Source organism: Streptomyces sp. S.PB5, assembly GCF_030403745.1.
Taxonomy (GTDB): domain Bacteria; phylum Actinomycetota; class Actinomycetes; order Streptomycetales; family Streptomycetaceae; genus Streptomyces.
The window spans coordinates 95,576-110,967 of sequence record NZ_JAQMWP010000013.1; the positions used below are offsets into that span (position 1 = coordinate 95,576).

Consider the following 15,392-nt stretch of genomic DNA (forward strand, 5'->3'; position numbering starts at 1 on the left):
ATCGGTGACTACGGCGATCTTCTCGCGCGGCACGTCACGCCGACCGGTGCGGGTCGCGGCGGCGGCCGCGTCCCTGGCGGGCGCGCTCGCGCTGACCGCATGCAGCGGGGACGGCGGCTCCGACGACTCCGCGTCGCCGAGCGGCGGTACGTCGTCGGCGGCGACCTCGGACACGGGCGGCGGGACCGGCGGCTCGGCCTCCGCGTCCGCCTCCGCACCGGCTTCCGCCTCGACCGGGCTGACGGGCAGCTGGCTCGCCACCAAGGGCGGCAAGCAGGTGATCCTGATGGTCAACGGCACCGAGGCCGGCCTGTTCTCGACCGGCGGGACCGTGTGCAGCGGGACCGCGGGCGAGGAGGACGGCATGCAGATGATCCGTCTCAAGTGCACCGACGGCAACAAGGACCGGACGACCGGAATGGTCGACTCCGTCGGCGCGAACAGCCTCAAGGTGACCTGGGAGGGCGGGGTCGGCGCGGAGACGTACACCAAGGGCGACGGCGCCGAACTGCCCTCGGGGCTGCCGACGGCGAGCCTGGGCTGAGCTCCCCTCCCTCGTAACCCCTGCCCTTTGCCTGCCGACGGGCCGCGGAGTCCTCGGACACCCGCGGCCCGTTCGGCGCGTACGAGCCGTGCGGGCCGTACGAGCCGTGCAGGCCCTGCGGGCTCGCCCGGTCGCCGCGTCGACGTACGCGGAGGGGGCTGGGCAACCGCTCCCCGGCCTCATGCGTGATGATCCATGCACGCGTTCACGCAGCACCTGACACGCAGCACCTGAGCTTCCAAGGAACCCACATGCGCGCCCTCCCCCTCGCCACGACCGCCCTCGCCGCGGCCCTTCTGCTGACCGCCTGCTCCGACGACGACGGAGGGGACACCACCGGCGCCGAGAAGAAGAAGGGCGGCTCCGCCTGCGCCATCGGTGAGATGACCGTGACCGCCGGGCCCGCCAACGCCGCCCCGGCCGCCGGGGACACCGGCAACGTGCCCGTCACGATCACCAACAAGAGCGGCGCCGCGTGCACCCTGGACGGGCTGCCCGGCGTCCGGTTCGAGACGGGTGACGCCACGATCGAGGTCGCCGCCGACCAGGCCGCGTCGGCGGCGAAGTCGACCCTCGCGAAGGACGCGGACACGTCCTTCACCATCACCTACGTCCGTGGCGAGGCGGGCGCCGACGACAGCCTCGCGGTGAAGTCGGTGAAGTTCGGCCTGCCGGGATCCAGCGAGACGGACGGCTTCGAGTGGTCGTACGGCGATGTCGCGCTGAAGGACGGCAAGCCGGACGCGTCGTTCAGCGGTTTCCAGCGGACCGGCGACTGAGCACTGCCCCCTTCGCTCCGGCCCCGCCCCGTCAGTCGAGCGGGCGGCGGGACTTCACCTGCGCCCGGTCCGCCGCCTCCGAACCCTCGATCCAGCCCGCCTCGTCGCTGACACCGCGCAGGCGGGTCGTGGTGGTCTGCGGGAACAGGTGGTCGAGGCGGTCGGTGACCGCGACCTCCCGGGTGGCGAGGACCGGGAGCAGATCGTCGCCGACCTGGGTCTCGGCGGCGGCACGCAGCCGGGTGCCGAGGCGGTGGGCGTAGGCCGCGAGGAAGGACTGCCGGAAGGTCTTGGTCCGCTTGCGGCCGCCGGCGCGCTGGGCCGCCTCCGCCTTCGTCATCGCCGTCGTGGCCTGGACGAGGAGCGAGGTGTAGAGGAGTTCCACGGCCTCCAGGTCGGGTTCGAAGCCGACGACCGTGGAGAAGGCGAACGCCTCGTTCCACACCGCCCGGCAGTGGTTCGCCGTCGCCACCGCGTCCAGCAGCACCGCCTTGGCCTGCTCGTAGGGCGGTTCGACCCCGATCCGGCAGGCGCTCGGGGTGTCGTGCGTGGGCGCCTGGGCGTCGAGCAGCGCCTCGTCGACGCTGTGCCGGGCCATCAGCTCCTGCGCCTTGGCGCTGAGCGCCTCGGCCTCCTCCGGGTAGCCGGTCGCCTCCGCCTTCGCGAGCAGAGCGCGGATACGGGTGAGCATGCGGGACTCGGGGTGCGTCCTGCGGGTGGCCGGCTCGTCGAGGGGCTCCAGCGCCGGGAGCCGCAGCAGCAGGCGGTACAGCTCCAGCTGCGCCGTGGCACGGGAGAAACGGTCCATCCGCGCGGGCTCCTCGGCCGTCAGCTCTTCGAGCTGCGCCCGCCAGCGAGGACCACGCGCACGGTCGTCGGCCGCCTGCGCCCGGACGAGCGCCGCCACCAGCCGTACATGGACGTCGTCCAGTTCCCGCCGCACGAGTCGTACGACGTCGGCGGGCTGCCAGCCGCGCCGCCAGGCCGTCGCGAGGAACTCCCGGCCCCGCCGGTCGAGTTCGGGGTCGCTCGACCTGTCCGCGGCGAGCAGGGAGGCCGCCGTGTCGAGGGCGGCGTCGGTGTCTGCGTAGAGAGCGGCCTCGAAGGCACGGTCGACGGTGTCGCTGGTCACGGGGCGATCGTCTCATTCCCCGAAAATCGGGTGCCGTGGCCCATGGCGGCTTCGAGCATGGCCCGCATGATGGACATGTCTCTCTACGCGGCCTTCCTCGTGGCCGCTTTCGCGCTCTGTCTGACTCCGGGTCCCGACATGATGTTCATCGTGGCGATGGGCGGCCGGGGCGGCCCCGCGGCGGGGGTGATGGCGGCGTTCGGGGTGGCCTGCGCGATGTTCGTGCACACGGTCGCCGCGGCGCTCGGGCTCTCGGCGCTGTTCCTGGCGCTGCCGACGCTGTACCACGTGCTGCGCTGGGCGGGGGCGGCGTATCTGCTGTATCTCGCGGTGAAGGCGTTCCGGGACCGTTCGCCGGTGGGCGAGGGGACGGTGACCGGGCCCGGGATGCGGCGGGCCTTCTGGCAGGGGGCGGTCACCAATCTGCTGAACCCCAAGGTGATCCTCTTCAACGTGGCGTTCCTGCCGCAGTTCGTGGCGCCCGAGAAGGGGCACGTGTGGGAGCAGTTCCTGGTCCTCGGGCTGACGATCACGGTCATGGGGTTCGCGGTGGACGGCTCGATCGGACTGCTCTCCGGAAAGCTGTCGGCGCTGCTGCGGCGGAGCCGGCGGGTGGCACGGGGGCTGAACATCTTCAGCGGGACGGTGTTCACGGGGCTGGCGGTGCGGTTGGCGGTGTCGTCGCCGGAGTAGGGGCGGTGGGTGGGGGTGGGACCGGGGAGGCCGGGGGACGCTCCGGCACGCGTGCGCGTGGAGGCCTTTTGATGTCAACCGAGGGTTGACGCGGCTCGGGTGTCAACCTACGGTTGACACATGACGACGAATCCCAGCATCACGTCATCCGTACGCCTCGACGACCTCATCGCGGCCATCAAGAAGGTGCACGACCAGCCGCTCGACCAGCTCCAGGACGCGGTGATCGCCGCCGATCACCTCGGCGAGGTGGCCGACCATCTGATCGGCCACTTCGTGGACCAGGCCCGGCGTTCGGGCGCCTCCTGGACGGACATCGGCAGGAGCATGGGGGTCACGCGGCAGGCCGCGCAGAAGCGGTTCGTGCCGAAGGAGGGCTCGGACCTCTCCGCGAACCAGGACTTCAGCCGGTTCACGCCGCGTGCCCGCAACACGGTGATGGCCGCCCACAACGAGGCCGTCGCCGGTCGTCACACCGAGGGCCGGCCCGAGCACCTCGTCCTCGGCCTGCTGGCCGAACCGGAGGCCCTGGCCGCCAAGGCGATCACCGCGCAGGGGGTCCTCCTGGACGCCGTACGCCAGGCCGCCACCGCCGCGCTGCCCCCGGCCGCCGAGGACGCCCCCGAGCTCGTCCCCTACGGCTCCGACGCCAAGAAGATCCTGGAACTCACCTTCCGCGAGGCCCTCCGCCTCGGCCACAACTACGTCGGCACCGAGCACATCCTGCTGGCCCTGCTGGAGTTCGAGAACGGCCAGGGCGTACTGACCGACCTCGGCATCAGCAAGCCTGCGGCGGAGGAGTACGTCATGACGACCCTCGCCAAGATCCAGGTGAGGCCGGCCGGGGAGGGGTGAGGGCGCGGGGCGGGGGGTGACGTGGTCGAGCACGGGCGACGCCGCCGGGCAGGGGTGACGTGGTCGAGCACGACGGAACCCGTCGAACCCGCTGACCAGGGCTGACGCCCCCGAGCAGGCCGACGCAGCCAGCAACGCCGACGCGGCCGGACGCGCAGCTCGCGTGGCTGGGCAAGGGCGGCGTGGTCCGGTTGAGGGGCGTTGTCAGACCCTCCTGCGACACTCGCAATCATGACCGACCGCTGGGCTCTCGCCGCGGCCGAGGACGGTGGCGTGGAGATCGCCCCCCTCGGTCCGGACGGGCTGCCCGTGGGGCCGGTGCGGCGGGAGGGGGATCTCGCGGAGGCCGTGCGGGGGCGGCCGGAGGTCGCTCGGTGGGTGTGGCGGTCCACGGCCGAGGTGTATCCGCGGCTGCTCGCCGCGGGGGTGCGGGTCGAGCGGTGCTACGACGTGGAGGACGCCGAGACACTGCTGCTGGGGCATGCGGGCAGATACGGGGAGCCCCGGTCGGCCGCCGCCGCCCTGGCCCGGCTGCGGGGTGGCCCCGTACCGCCGGATCCGCCGCTGCGGTCGGCCGAACCCGGTCTGCAGTCGTCCCTGTTCGAGCCGCAGGCCGTACGGCTGCCGCTCGCCGACCTGGTCGAGGTCTACGCGGACCAGCAGCGCCGCCAGGACGCCACCGCGCACCCCGACCGGATGCGGCTGCTGATCACCGCCGAGTCGGCCGGGATGCTGGTGGCCGCCGAGATGAACCGCGCGGGGCTGCCGTGGAGCGCCGACATCCATAGGCGGGTGCTGCACGAGATGCTCGGCGAGCGGTACGCCGGCGGCGGTGAGCCGCGGCGGCTCGCCGAGCTCGCGGACGAGGTGTCCGCCGCCTTCGGGCGCCGGGTCCGGCCCGATCTGCCGGCCGATGTCATCAAGGCGTTCGCGCAGGCAGGCATCAAGGTGAGCTCGACGCGCCGCTGGGAGATCGAGTCCGTCGACCATCCGGCAGTGAAGCCGCTGATCGAGTACAAGAAGCTGTACCGCATCTGGGTCGCCCACGGCTGGTCCTGGCTGCAGGACTGGGTGCGCGAGGGGCGGTTCCGGCCGGAGTTCCTCTGCCACGGGACCGTCACCGGGCGGTGGGTCACCAACGGCGGGGGCGCCCTGCAGATCCCCAAGGTGATACGGCGTGCCGTCGTCGCCGACCCCGGCTGGCGGCTGGTCGTCGCCGACGCCGACCAGATGGAGCCACGGGTGCTCGCGGCCATCTCCCGGGACCCCGGGCTCATGGAGGTGGCCGGCCGGGAGACCGACCTCTACCAGTCCGTCTCCGACCGCGCCTTCTCCGGCGACCGCGACCAGGCCAAGATCGCCGTGCTGGGCGCGGTGTACGGCCAGACCTCCGGCGACGGCCTCAAGAACCTCGCCGCGCTCCGGCGCCGCTTCCCCAAGGCGGTGGCGTACGTCGACGAGGCGGCCCGCGCGGGCGAGGAGGGGCGCCTCGTACGGACCTGGCTGGGGCGCACCTGTCCCCCGGCGGCGGGCTCGGGCGATGCCGCCGAGGAGGCCGGTATCCCGCAGGAGGACGGGGCCGAGACACCCTCCGACGACGGCTGGGTACCGGGGTACGCCTCCCGCAACGCCCGTGCCCGGGGCCGCTTCGCCCGTAACTTCGTCGTGCAGGGCAGCGCCGCCGACTGGACGCTGCTGCTGCTCGCCGGACTGCGGCAGAGATGCGCGGACATGGCGGCCGAGCTGGTCTTCTTCCAGCACGACGAGGTGATCGTGCACTGTCCGCAGGAGGAGGCGGAGACGGTCGTGGCGGCGATCCGGGAGGCGGCGGAGCTGGCGGCACGGCTGACGTTCGGGGAGACGCCGGTGCGGTTTCCGTTCTCCACGTCGGTGGTGGAGTGCTATGCGGACGCCAAGTGATGTGGATGCCGAGTGGTGCGGACGCCCTGTGATGCGGACGCCCTGTGATGCCGATGCCGAGTGATCAGTCGCCTGGTGATCAGTCGCCGAGCAGGGTGTGGAGCTCGGCCAGGACCTCTTTCCGGTCCGTCCCGTCCAGCGCGACGAGCGCCGCCCGCCACTGGTCGTACGCCGCCTCGGCGCGCCCCGACTCCTGGAGCAGCAGCCCGTACTGGTGGCGGGCGAGACCGGCCGTGTAGCGATCGGCCCGGGCGTCCGCGCGGCGCAGCAGTTCGGCGCACTCGCTCTCGGCCCGTTCGGTGCGGCCGAGCAGACGCAGCGCCCGCACCAGACCGAGCCGGGACTGGGACTCGCCGTGCCAGTCCCCGTGGCCGCCGAGAATGCGCCGGCTCTCCTCGAAGTGCGGTACGGCGGCGGCCGGTTCGCCGAGGGTGAGATGGGCGTAGCCGATGTTGCAGTGCGCGGAGTGCTGCACGATGACGTTGCCGATCTCGGCGCCGATGGCAAGGGAGCGGCGGTGCTGCTCGATGGCGGCGCGGGGGTCGGTGTGCTCGTACAGGTTGCCGAGGTGGCCGTAGGTGACGGCTTCGCCCCAGGGGTCGTCCAACTGCCGCGACAGCTCCAGGCTCTGCCGCAGGGCGGCCCCGGACTCCTCGTACCGGCCGAGGTTCTCCAGGAGCAGGCCCCGGTTGCCGAGGCAGCGGCGGATCCGGGAGAGCACGCCGAGCCGTCGCCACAGGGCGAGGGAGTCGTCGGTCAGAGCGAGCGACTCGCTGTGGCGGCCGGTGAGGAAGCGGAGGCCGGCCAGGTCGACCAGGGCGTACGCCTCGGCGACCTCGTCCCCGAACCGCCGTGCCAGCCGGAGGGCGGCCTGGCCGAGGACCTCCATCTCGGAGACGCGGCCGCCGCGTTGGAGGTAGGGGAAGAACAGCCGGAGGAGGGTGGCGACGTGCGCGGCGGTGCGGTCGTCGGGGGCGTCCGCGTACCGCTCGACCAGGGCGACGATGTTCTCCAGCTCCGAACTGGCCCAGGCGAAGGCGTCCTCGGAGGAGGCGAAGGCCGGTACGGACAGGACGTGCGCCGCGTGCTCGGGCGGCTGCGCGGCGGTCGGGCGGCGGCGGTCGTCCTGGTCGAGGTCGGGTTCGACGATCGCGGTGAGGGTGCGTTCGGCGAGGGCCGTGTACCAGCGGACGGCGGTGCGGGCGACGTCGGGGGCGTGCCCGGCGTCCGTCAGTCCGCGGGCGAAGTCGCGGACCAGGTCGTGCGGGGCATAGCGGCCGTACGCCGTCTCCTCCAGCAGCGCCACGTCGACCAGCCGGTCCAGCGCGGCCTCGGCGCGGCCGGTCTCGGTGCCGAGGAGCCGGGCGATCAGCGGAGCGCCGTACGTCGGCAGGTCGAGGGCGCCGAGCCTGCGCAGGGCGAGGGCGGCGTCGCGGTCGGTACGGCGGCCGGAGGCGGCGAGCGCGTCGTGGGCGACGGCGAGGGAACGGCGTACGGACAGGTCGTCGTACTCCAGATGCCCCAACCTGTCGTCCGTCGCGGCCAGTTGGTCGGCCAGCACGTCGGGGGTGAGGGCCCGGCGGGCGGCGAGACGGGCGGCGACGATACGGAGGGCGAGGGGGAGGCGGCCGGTCAGTTCCACGAGGGGGTGGGTGGCGTCGATGCGGTTGGGGTCTGCGGCGGGGGTGCGGGTTCCGGTGCCGGTGCCGGTGCCGGGGCCAGGGCCGCTGTGGGCCTCGCCGGGGCCGGGACCCGGGCCGCCGTGGGCCTCGCGGTCTGCTGGGCCCTCGCGGCCCGACACCGCCCGCAGCAGGGCCGCGCTGTCCTCCGCCGACAGCGGGGCGAGCGGGAAGCGGCGGGCGCCGTCGAGGGCGGTCAGCGGGGAGCGGCTGGTGACGATCACCGCGCAGCCGGGGCCGGCGGGCAGCAACTGCCGTACCTGCGCGGCGCTCGCGGCGTCGTCCAGCACCAGCAACGTACGGCTCGGGGCGAGCGTCGAGCGCAGCAACGCGGCCGACGCGTCCGGGTGTTCGGGGATGGCACAGGGGTCGGCGCCCAGGTCGCGCAGGAGAGCGGTGAGAGCCTGGGCGGGGGTGAGGGGAGTCATGCCGGGGGTCGCGCCATGCAGGTTGACGTACAGCTGGCCGTCGGGGAAACGGTCCCGGAGACCGTGGGCCGCGTGGAGCGCGAGCGCGCTCTTTCCGACTCCGGCCATGCCGCTGACCACGGCGACCGGGGTGTGGCCGTCGGTGGCGGTGAGGGTGCGACGGAGGTCGTCGAGGGTGGCGGCGCGACCGGTGAAGTGGAGTGGGGGTGGGGGGAGTTGGGCGGGTCTGGGAGGCGTGGAGGGGGGTGTGGTGGAGGGCGCGGCGGGGGGCGCGGTGGGTGGGTTCTCGGTCTCGGCGGGGGTGACGTCGGGGGTGGGGTCGGCCGAGGCGGGGCGGGTGTTCGCGTCCGTGAGCGGGGCGTTGCCGGCTCCGGCAACCATGCCCTCGCCCAGGGGGCCTGTGCCGGCGCCCAGGGGAGCCGTGCCCTCGTCCAGGGGATCTGTGCCGGCGCCCGGGGGAGCTGTGCCGGCGCCCAGGGCATCGGCGTTCCCGGCCACCGCGCCCGTACCCTCGCCCGTACCCGCACCCTCACCCTCACCCTCACCGGAATCCGCACCCAAACCCGAGTCCGCCGCGCCGCTCGCCTCCGCCGCTCCCCGCAGCACCTCGACATGCGCCCCGCGCACCCCGGCCCCCGGTTCCACGCCCAGCTCCTCCACCAGACGTGTCCGTAGATCCCGGTGAACGGCAAGTGCCTCCGCCTGTCGGCCCGTTCGGTGCAGGGCCAGCATCAGCTGGCGGTGGAAGGACTCGCGCAGTGGGTGTTCGGCGGCCAGGGCCGTCAACTCCGGTACGAGGGTGTCGAGTCGGCCCGTGCCGACGGCGAGCTCGGCGTCGTACCGCCATTCCAGAAGGAGCAGCCGGGCCTCCCGCAGCCGCTGGCCGAAGGCGTATCCGCCCAGCTCGGCCGGGAGCCCGCTGAGCGGGGCGCCGCGCCACAGTCCGAGCCCGTCAGTGCAGGCGCGCAGCGTCCGCTCCCAGTCCCGCCCCGCGTGCGCGGCCCGGGCCTCGGAGACGTGGGCGTCGAAGACGTGGACGTCCAGTTCGCCCTGCTCGACGCGGAGCCGATAGCCGGGCGGTACGGCACGCAGGCGTTCGGGGGCGTCGAGGAGCCGTCGGAGCCGGGTGACGTGGTTGTGCAGCGAGGCCTGTGCGGAGGCGGGCGGCGCCCCGCCCCACAGCGCGTCCTTGAGCTCCTCGACCGGGACGGTACGGTCGGCCTCCAGGAGCAGCGCCGCGAGCAGGGCCCGTACCTTGGGGCTGTTCACCACGCGGGCGGTTCCGGCGTCGTAGAGCACCGGCGTCCCCAGCAGTCCGAACCGCAGCTCGCACCGCTTCACGCCGAACCACTGCCTTCCCACACGCCGAACCGGCCGCGCTCCCTGACGCAAGCCCACCGCTCCTGGCGGGATTCCGCACTCCCTACGGCGGTTTCCCGCCACCGACTTTCGACCGGCACTCCGGCCGGAATCCGCTACCGTACCGGCCGTCCGGCGACTTCGCCCGTCGACTTCGCGCCACTCCGGCGATGGCCTCACGGATAACCGTTGGCCACATGTTAGCGATCTGTTGGCGCCGCCTGATGTGATCACTTCATCGGATCTGGCCCGAGGGTGCGCGCGTACAACGCGTTGCTCGGGGGAGTGTCGCCGTCGCGGCCGGATCCGGGGACGTATGAGGGTCCCGCTCGGTGGAGGTGACCGGCCGGGACCCTCGTCCCCACCCTCACCTGCGAAGACGGCCGAACCGCGGCGGATGCCGGGCGGCTCGCGCCGGACAGCGAAACGTCAGTCGGTCCGCTCCGGAACACAGACCGGCCGCCGCAGACCCCGGACCGACCGTCCCAGGCTTGCCCAGACCGACCGCCCCAGACTTACAGACCGACCGCCTCCGGCCCCAGCCACTCCCGGTCACCCTCGCCCCGGATCCCAGCCGTCCCCGTCCCGGATCCCAGCCGTCCCTGCCCCGGATCCCGGCCGCCCCCCGCCTCAGATGACCGGCGGACGCCCCAGCCTCGTCAACCGCCACACCGTGCGCCAGCGCATCGGCCGTCGCTCCCCCGCCGGCTCCCGCACCCCTTCCGCGAACCCGGCGAACCAGGCCCGCAGCCCGGCCCCCGCCGATCGGTTGCGTACGAGCGTCAGCAGCATCCACACCCCGAGATGCACCGGGATCAGCGGCAACGGCAGTCGGCGCCGGGCCAGCCACACCCGGTTGCGGGCGTTCACGCGGAAGTAGACGGCATGCCGGGCGGGCGAGGTCTTCGGGTGCTGGAGAAGCAGTTCGGGGGCGTAGAGGATCCGCCAGCCCGCGTCGGCGGCCCGCCAGGCGAGGTCGGTCTCCTCGTGCGCGAAGAAGAACCGGGCCGGCCAGTCGCCGATCTCGTCGAGCATCGCCATACGGAGCGCGTGCCCGCCGCCGAGGAAGCCGGTGACGTATCCGCCCCGCAGCGGATCGGAGGCGCCGACCCGGGGCACGTGCCGCCGCTGGGTCTCGCCGTGCTCGTCGGCGATGCGGAACCCGACGATGCCGAGCCGGTCGTCGGCGGCGAACAGCTCCCCCACCCGGCGCAGCACATCCGCGTCGACCAGCAGCCCGTCGTCGTCCAGCTCGACGACGACATCGACGTCCCCGAACTCCCGCAGCCGGGCGAGCCCGACGTTGCGGCCACCGGGACACCCGAGGTTCTCGTCGAGCTCCAGGACGGTGACCTCACCGGGCAGGGAGAGCCGCTGGGCGAACTCCGGCAGCCGGCAGCCGTTCCCGACGACCACGATCCGTACGGGCGGCGCGTCCTGCTTGGCGACGGAGCGCAGCAGTGCGTCCACCTCGTCGGGCCGGTTCCCCATGGTCACGACGGCGACCGCGACGCGCGGCGCCCGCTCCCCCATGTCCTCACCTCATCCCGACTCGCAACTACCGCCGCGATGCTAGTCGTTCACGGTGAGGACTTCTCAAGTACGCGGATCCGCAGCTTGATCCGAACGCCGGTTCCCGCGCACGCCGGTTCCCAGTTCACCCCTTGCGCCGGTTCTCCCTCCGACGTACGAACTTCAGCCCCGACCAGTCGTCCCCCAACGCCGCGACCTTCACATCGACCACCCCGAGCGGGAGGAAGATCTCACGGAGGTCGTTCTCGCCGATGTCGCTGACATGTCCGGCGGCCTTCCGCGGCCACGCGATCCACAGCATGGAGTCGTCGGCGAGCTCCGCCACGAGCCCGGCCGCCTCCGCCGCCAACTCCCCGCGCTCCCGATAGAAGGCGAGGGCGACATCCACCCCGTCCGGGCCACCGTCGACCACCTCGCACCCCTGCGGCAGCCCCGGAATCCCCCACCCCTCGGGGGCATGCCTCAGCCCCACCCTCTCCCCACCTTTGATCCCGACCTTCCGGGCAAGAGGCGTACCCGAGTAGCCGGAGTCACGGGAGTGGCCGGAGCCACCGGAGTCACCGGAGTCACCGGAGTCACCGGAGTAGCGGGACATCACACACCTCCTCCCCCATCGTGACGGCCCGGACGGGGTATGTCCGCCCGAGGATGTGGATCATGAGCGATCCGTGGGCGGGAGTGGACTGTGGATCAGCGCCCGCGACCTGGCCCGCATCCGTCAGCTGTGTCTGCAGAACAGGGTCTGGCACGAGCGCCGGGTGATCTCCGCCGACTGGATCGCCGCCCTGTGGACCCCATGCCCCGTCAATCCGTCGTAACCGTGCGGCGCCGCTGGTCAGATTTCGTAGACACTCCCCATACCGCACATCCGCCTGGATAAAATTCGCAGCTGTCGCACAGCCGATCGGCGCCATTCAGACACAGGGAGTTCCATGCCTCCCAGCATTTTCCAGCATTTACGTCGGCATCTCCTGCGGTGCACACCCGGCTCGCCGAGCTTGCGGATCGCGGCGCTGGCTTCAGCTCTGGCCGTGGGGTTCATCTGCGGGTGCACAGGCAGTACGAGTACACACCAGGCGAATGGATCTACACCCTCGGCAGCACCCTCGCCCGTCTCATTTCCGTCCCGTCCGCCAGACGCCGCGCAATGCCCGGGAACGATTCTTGATCATCGAGATATCAAGCATCCTGACCTTGGAGCGGTTCGCGTCTTCCTGATCCGGCGGACCGATACCGACACCCTCACCGGGTGCATCGCATCGGTCACCGGCAGCGGTCGGGTACTGAAATCCATCGGCGTGGAAATCTACGAAAACGAACTGAAATTCGCCGATCCCGTATCCGACGCCACCAAGAACACCTTCGTGATCTACAACCCAGGACGCTATGACGGGGTGGTGGTGCTCGTACCCAACGAGACCGGGTACGAGGACATCGCTTGGACCGACCCGGAGGCCCATTACCGCGGCGGACGGCTCGCCCACTACAACGCGCGGCTCGTCGGCCCCGGCGAAGACGGTCGCTACACCGTCGTCAAATCCGAGAACTCGTGCAACCCCAGCTGTGCCGACGGCTCCATCTCGCAGGTCGTGCTGCATTGGAACGGCCATGACTACCTGCCGGCCCAATGACGGCGAGACGCTTCTCTTTTAAACCCCTTCGGACAGGTCTGACATTCGCTTGGCTGCGCTCACGCATAATCCAGCGCAGGCGAATAAGGACCGATCTCGGACACGGCGCCTTCCTCTCCTACAGCGGGGACCGCGATCGAAAATGGCTGCCGCACCTGCAGCGGGCTATCGAAAAGCAGTCCCGCCCCTGGTACAAGCCGCCTCGGATCAGAGTCTTCCTCGATGACAGCGGTGTATCGATCGGTCCGCATCTCTGGGGAAAAATCGAAGCCGGCCTCGCCCGCTCCGACTGGCTCGTGGTCATGGCATCGCCGGAGGCAAAGGCATCGCCGTGGGTCGACCGGGAGATCGAGTGGTGGCTGGGGAACAGGACGGTCGACACCATCCTGCTCGTCGTGACCGCGGGACAGCTGGTTTGGGACGAGCAACGGAGCGACTGGGATCCGGAACGCTCGACTGCCCTGCCCGCCCGCCTGTCGGGGCGGTTCAGGCAGCAGCCGGTCTGGAAGACCACGGTCCTCAGCCACCCCGACGACGGTGTCGCTCCCGTGCCGGACATCGACAGTGTCGCGCTGGGCATCGCCTCCGTCGTACGCGGCCTTCCAGAGGACGACCTGAAGTCGGAGGGCATACGCGACACCAAGCGCAACCTGCGGATAGCCCGAATCGCCGTAGCCGCACTGACCTTGCTCCTTCTGATCGCGAGCACGGTGTCCGTGATCGCACTCTTCGCACGCGCCGAAGCCACCCGCCAGCGCGACCACGCCGTCGCACAGCAGTTGATCAGCCAGAGTTCCTCCCTTGCGACACGTGACCCCTTCGGCGCCCGATTGAAAGCCCTGGCCGCATGGCGGATCGACCCCACGCCGGAATCCCGCCTCGCCGTTCTCAACGCCGCCGTCAACCCCGAATCCGGCCTGCTCGCTCATTCCGCTCCCGTGGGAACGGTTGCATTCAGCCCGGACGGCAAGACCATTGCCACCGGCAGCGACGACGGCACCGTGCGGCTCTGGAACGCGGCGACGCAGCGGCAGATCGGCACTCCGTTCGTCGGGCACACTCGGGGCGTCACGTCGGTTGTCTTCGGCCCGGGCGGCAGGACCCTGGCCACCTCGAGTCTCGACGGCACTGCGCGGCTCTGGAACGTCGCCGACCACACACAGATCGGTGCCGCATTCAATGCGCGTGCCGGGATGATCGATTCGGTCGCCCTCAGCCCTGACGGCGGGACACTCCTCACCGGTGGCGCGGACGGCTCCGGGGCCCTACGGAGATGGGACGTGGCGACACGCCGTCAGATCGGCGCGCCGCTCGGAGGCCAGGCCTATGGCAGTTCCGCCCTGTCCTTCAGCCCTGACGGCACAATCTTCGCCGCCGCAGCCGACGACCACCTCCAACTCTGGAATGCCGCCTCCTACAGACCCATCGGCAAGGCGCTGAAGACAGCCGGCTACGGAATCTCGTCGGTCTCCTTCAGCCAGGACGGCGAGACCATTGCTGCCGCCGATGCCGACGGCAGCGTCCAGCTCTGGGACACCACCACCCTCGCCCCGGTCGGAAAGCCGTTCACCTCCGGTGCCGCAGGGGCTCAGTCCGTGGCCTTCAGCCCGGACGACACGCTGCTCGCCACCGCGTACGGCGACGGCAGCGTGCAGCTCTGGGACATCGTGCGCCACGTCCGTCTGGGAGCGCCGTTCACCGGCCATACAAGCAGTGCCTCGGCCGTGGCCTTCAGCCCGGACGGATCGACCCTGGTCAGTGCGAGCGATGACACCACGGTTCGACTGTGGGACGTCCGCACACAGCGACAGACCGGAACGGCAGTCGACGCCGGGGAGTTGTGGGCGCCGACGCTGAGCTCTCATGGCCGGATCCTGGCCGTTTCGGGATCCGACGCCGCCGTGCACTTCTGGGACATCGCCGCAGGCCGTCAGAGCCGTGATCCGCTGGTCATCGGCGACTTGGCGGTGGACTCCCCCCTCGCCTTCAACCCTGACAGCACTGTGCTCGCGACGACGTCCTATCAGACAAATCACGCTGTGAAACTCTGGGACATCACAGCCCGCCGCCAGATCGGCATGGAGCTGCCCCACCACACCAGCGCTGTTCTCGCCATGACCTTCAGTCCCGACGGCAGAAGACTCGCCGTTTCCGACGATGAATCCGTGCGGATATGGAATCTGGCAACGCGACGCCAGATCGGCACAGCACTCGATGTCCAGGCAGCACACGTCGAATTCAGCCCCGACGGCCGCACCATCGCCACCAGCAACGAGGTCTCCACGGTGACGCTCTGGGACGCTGCCACTCATCGCCGCATCGGCGAGACGCCCTCCCGTCACACCGCACAGATCTACGCGGTGAAATTCAGTCCCGACGGCACAATGCTCGCCACCGCAAGCCGCGACAACACCGTCCGGCTCTGGAGCGTGGCCACACGTGAACAGATCGGAGCACTGACGGGCCATCGCGACGGCGTGACATCCCTTGCCTTCAGTCCCGACGGGAAAACGCTGGTCACCGGCAGCATGGACCAGACGCTCAGACTCTGGGACGTCGCCACCCGACAGCAAATCGGCGCGCCCCTCGAAGGGCACAGCGATCGCATCATCGGCGTGGGTTTCGGTCCCGCCGGCAAGACGGTTGTGAGCTGGGGCAAAGACAACACGGCGCGCCTGTGGGACGTCGACCCGACAGTGGACCCGGTGCACTCGCTGTGCGCGTGGGCAAGAGGCACGTTCGACGCCGACCAGTGGCGCGCCTACGTACCTTCGGGGCCCGAGGTCCGGCCGCTCTGCCCGGAGTAGGCAGCAAATTGACCGGATGGACCGGGAGCCGG

General features: G+C 71.4%; 12 protein-coding genes. 8 read left to right on the forward strand and 4 right to left on the reverse strand.

What is annotated here, in order from left to right:
* The first annotated feature begins 4 nt into the window (after window positions 1-4).
* Both PH203_RS31175 and PH203_RS31180 read left to right on the forward strand, forming a co-directional pair.
* A complete protein-coding gene (locus PH203_RS31175) occupies window positions 5-544 on the forward strand; it encodes a hypothetical protein (RefSeq protein ID WP_289924135.1) in 540 nt (179 codons plus the stop codon).
* A gap of 251 nt (window positions 545-795) precedes the next feature.
* Window positions 796-1,323: a DUF4232 domain-containing protein gene (locus PH203_RS31180; RefSeq protein ID WP_289924136.1), complete on the forward strand. Its 528-nt coding sequence runs from the start codon at window positions 796-798 to the stop codon at window positions 1,321-1,323.
* 31 nt (window positions 1,324-1,354) lie between these two features.
* On the opposite strand, the gene PH203_RS31185 is transcribed toward PH203_RS31180, so the two are convergent.
* Window positions 1,355-2,455, reverse strand: coding sequence for a DUF2786 domain-containing protein (locus PH203_RS31185; RefSeq protein ID WP_289924137.1), 1,101 nt, complete (start codon window positions 2,453-2,455; stop codon window positions 1,355-1,357).
* Between the two features lie 66 nt (window positions 2,456-2,521).
* Here PH203_RS31185 and PH203_RS31190 point away from each other — a divergent pair, with 66 nt between their 5' ends.
* The 3 genes from PH203_RS31190 to PH203_RS31200 all read left to right on the forward strand — a co-directional run bounded on the left by PH203_RS31190 (window position 2,522) and on the right by PH203_RS31200 (window position 5,923).
* Window positions 2,522-3,148: a LysE family translocator gene (locus tag PH203_RS31190; protein WP_289924138.1), complete on the forward strand. Its 627-nt coding sequence runs from the start codon at window positions 2,522-2,524 to the stop codon at window positions 3,146-3,148.
* Between the two features lie 120 nt (window positions 3,149-3,268).
* Window positions 3,269-4,003, forward strand: coding sequence for a Clp protease N-terminal domain-containing protein (locus PH203_RS31195; protein ID WP_289924139.1), 735 nt, complete (start codon window positions 3,269-3,271; stop codon window positions 4,001-4,003).
* Between the two features lie 231 nt (window positions 4,004-4,234).
* The gene (locus PH203_RS31200; protein ID WP_289924140.1) at window positions 4,235-5,923 is read left to right on the forward strand and encodes a bifunctional 3'-5' exonuclease/DNA polymerase; all 1,689 of its coding nucleotides are present in this window, start codon (window positions 4,235-4,237) and stop codon (window positions 5,921-5,923) included.
* Window positions 5,924-6,002: 79 nt separating this feature from the next.
* On the opposite strand, the gene PH203_RS31205 is transcribed toward PH203_RS31200, so the two are convergent.
* The 3 genes from PH203_RS31205 to PH203_RS31215 form a co-directional block, all read right to left on the reverse strand.
* On the reverse strand, window positions 6,003-9,371 hold the full coding sequence (locus tag PH203_RS31205; RefSeq protein ID WP_289924407.1) for a BTAD domain-containing putative transcriptional regulator: 3,369 nt from the start codon (window positions 9,369-9,371) through the stop codon (window positions 6,003-6,005).
* Window positions 9,372-10,019: 648 nt separating this feature from the next.
* Window positions 10,020-10,922: a glycosyltransferase gene (locus PH203_RS31210; RefSeq protein WP_289924141.1), complete on the reverse strand. Its 903-nt coding sequence runs from the start codon at window positions 10,920-10,922 to the stop codon at window positions 10,020-10,022.
* A gap of 124 nt (window positions 10,923-11,046) precedes the next feature.
* Window positions 11,047-11,517 (reverse strand): DUF3052 family protein, encoded by a 471-nt coding sequence (locus PH203_RS31215; protein WP_289924143.1) that lies wholly within the window; start codon window positions 11,515-11,517, stop codon window positions 11,047-11,049.
* A gap of 73 nt (window positions 11,518-11,590) precedes the next feature.
* On the opposite strand from PH203_RS31215, the gene PH203_RS31220 reads away from it, so the two are divergent.
* The 3 genes from PH203_RS31220 (at window position 11,591) to PH203_RS31230 (ending at window position 15,360) form a co-directional block, all read left to right on the forward strand.
* A complete protein-coding gene (locus PH203_RS31220) occupies window positions 11,591-11,740 on the forward strand; it encodes a hypothetical protein (RefSeq protein WP_289924144.1) in 150 nt (49 codons plus the stop codon).
* A gap of 114 nt (window positions 11,741-11,854) precedes the next feature.
* The gene (locus PH203_RS31225) at window positions 11,855-12,553 is read left to right on the forward strand and encodes a hypothetical protein (RefSeq protein WP_289924145.1); all 699 of its coding nucleotides are present in this window, start codon (window positions 11,855-11,857) and stop codon (window positions 12,551-12,553) included.
* Window positions 12,550-15,360, forward strand: coding sequence for a TIR domain-containing protein (locus PH203_RS31230; protein ID WP_289924147.1), 2,811 nt, complete (start codon window positions 12,550-12,552; stop codon window positions 15,358-15,360). Before PH203_RS31225 ends, PH203_RS31230 begins: the two co-directional genes overlap by 4 nt.
* Window positions 15,361-15,392: the final 32 nt, after the last annotated feature.

Bases quoted from the DNA above. Each gene is read 5' to 3' on its own strand.
- PH203_RS31230 (WP_289924147.1), top strand. From the start codon at position 12,550: ATGACGGCGAGACGCTTCTCTTTTAAACCCCTTCGGACAGGTCTGACA.
- PH203_RS31210 (WP_289924141.1), bottom strand. From the start codon at position 10,922: ATGGGGGAGCGGGCGCCGCGCGTCGCGGTCGCCGTCGTGACCATGGGG.
- PH203_RS31180 (WP_289924136.1), top strand. From the start codon at position 796: ATGCGCGCCCTCCCCCTCGCCACGACCGCCCTCGCCGCGGCCCTTCTG.
- PH203_RS31190 (WP_289924138.1), top strand. From the start codon at position 2,522: ATGATGGACATGTCTCTCTACGCGGCCTTCCTCGTGGCCGCTTTCGCG.
- PH203_RS31225 (WP_289924145.1), top strand. From the start codon at position 11,855: ATGCCTCCCAGCATTTTCCAGCATTTACGTCGGCATCTCCTGCGGTGC.
- PH203_RS31195 (WP_289924139.1), top strand. From the start codon at position 3,269: ATGACGACGAATCCCAGCATCACGTCATCCGTACGCCTCGACGACCTC.
- PH203_RS31200 (WP_289924140.1), top strand. From the start codon at position 4,235: ATGACCGACCGCTGGGCTCTCGCCGCGGCCGAGGACGGTGGCGTGGAG.
- PH203_RS31215 (WP_289924143.1), bottom strand. From the start codon at position 11,517: ATGTCCCGCTACTCCGGTGACTCCGGTGACTCCGGTGACTCCGGTGGC.